Source organism: Clostridium sp. ATCC BAA-442, from assembly GCF_964239415.1.
Classification (GTDB): Bacteria; Bacillota; Clostridia; order Oscillospirales; family Oscillospiraceae; genus Flavonifractor; species Flavonifractor plautii.
The window spans coordinates 1-1,415 of sequence record NZ_CAXSQB010000108.1 but is presented as its reverse complement, the minus strand read 5'-3'; the positions used below and the strand labels follow the sequence as shown (position 1 = coordinate 1,415).

General features: G+C 66.6%; 1 protein-coding gene. It reads right to left on the bottom strand.

Translation table 11 applies throughout. The features are described 5' to 3' along the window. The coding region (locus tag ACESY8_RS19670; RefSeq protein WP_195384588.1) for a V-type ATP synthase subunit B at positions 1–1,358 on the bottom strand (1,358 nt) is incomplete at its 3' end. Positions 1,359–1,415 lie beyond the last annotated feature (57 nt).

Here is a 1,415-nt window from a genome sequence, read left to right as displayed (position 1 = left end):
TTCTCAATGAACTCCGGCTTGATGCGCTTGAGCTCCGCCTTGGGCAGGATGCTCAGCAGCTCCCAGCCCAGATCCAGAGTCTCCTCGATGGAGCGGTTCTCGTCGCTGCCCTGGGCCACGTAGCGCTTTTCGAACTCGTCGGCGAACTTGGCGTACTGGAGGTCGGTGGGGGACAGGGCGGCCTCGCCCAGGATGCTCATGAGCTCCTTGTTCTCCTTGCCGGTGGAATAGGCGGCAAAGAGCTGGTTCATGGTTCCCGCGTGATCCTCCCGCGTCTTGCCGGGGCCCACGCCCTTGTCCTTCAGGCGGGACAGGGAGGGCAGCACGTCCACCGGCGGGATGATGCCCTTGCGGTAGAGCTCCCGGGAGAGGATGATCTGTCCCTCGGTGATATAGCCGGTCAGATCGGGGATGGGGTGGGTCTTGTCGTCCTCGGGCATGGTGAGGATGGGGATGAGGGTGATGGAGCCGCTCTTGCCCAGCTGCCGCCCCGCCCGCTCATAGAGGGTGGCCAGATTGGTGTAGAGGTAGCCGGGGTAGCCCCGGCGTCCGGGCACCTCCTTCTTGGCGGCGGACACCTCGCGCAGGGCCTCGGCGTAGTTGGTGATGTCGGTCATGATGACCAGCACGTGCATGCCCTTCTCGAAGGCCAGGTACTCGGCGGCGGTGAGGGCCATGCGGGGGGTGGCGATGCGCTCCACCGCCGGGTCGTTGGCCAGGTTTGTGAAGAGCACCGTCCGGTCGATGGCGCCGGTGCGGCGGAACTCCTGTACGAAGAAGTCGGACTCCTCGAAGGTGATGCCGATGGCGGCAAAGACCACGGCGAAGTTGCCCGCGTCGTCCCCCAGCACACGGGCCTGCCGGGCGATCTGGGCGGCCAGGGCCGCGTGGGGCAGGCCGGAGCCGGAGAAGATGGGCAGCTTCTGGCCGCGCACCAGGGTATTCAGGCCGTCGATGGTGGAGATGCCCGTCTGGATGAACTCGTTGGGGTAGTCCCGGGCGGCGGGGTTCATGGGCAGGCCGTTGATGTCCCGGTACTCCTCGGCCAGAATCTCCGGGCCGCCGTCGATGGGCTTGCCCATGCCGTTGAACACCCGGCCCAGCATGTCGCCGGACACGCCCAGCTGGAGGGGGTGGCCCAGGAAGCGCACCTTGGACTCGGCCAGGTTGATGCCCGCGGAGGACTCAAAGAGCTGAACCACGGCGTTGTCGCCGTTGACCTCCAGCACCTGGCAGCGGCGCACGGTGCCGTCGGGCAGCTCAATCTCCCCCAGCTCGTCGTAGGTGACGCCGGACACCCGGCGCACCACCATCAGGGGGCCGTTGACCTCCTGTATGGTACGGTATTCCTTGATCATTCCTCAGCACCTCCCCGGGCGGCGATGTCCGCGATCTGCTCCTCCATCTCCCGGGCC